Origin of the sequence: Stenotrophomonas sp. SrG (genome assembly GCF_050031795.1) — a bacterium.
GTDB lineage: Bacteria > Pseudomonadota > Gammaproteobacteria > Xanthomonadales > Xanthomonadaceae > Stenotrophomonas > Stenotrophomonas rhizophila_A.
This window is the reverse complement of record NZ_JBNBBE010001605.1, coordinates 1-232: the sequence shown is the minus strand read 5'-3', so window position 1 is coordinate 232 and position 232 is coordinate 1. Positions and strand designations below refer to the sequence as shown.

Here is a 232-nt window from a genome sequence, read left to right as displayed (position 1 = left end):
CACGCTCCAGCGCTGCGACAGCCATACCCAGGCCAGGCGCAGCAGCACCAGGGACTGGTTGATCACCCCCACGTACTCGAGCAGCAACCACGCACTCTGGTGCCCGCTTTCGCTCACCTTGGTCATGGCGCGGTCCACGATGCCCGGCAGCTGCTCGCCCAGCACCTCGAAGAGGTTTCCGTGTATTTTTAACTTCAGCATTATCAACACAGGGATGAGCTGATCGCGGATT

Annotated in this window: 1 pseudogene; it reads right to left on the bottom strand. The window is 60.3% G+C overall.

What is annotated here, in order from left to right:
* Positions 1–201, bottom strand: a pseudogene (locus tag ACQG3P_RS24785) (Na+/H+ antiporter); the annotation flags it as partial.
* Positions 202–232: the final 31 nt, after the last annotated feature.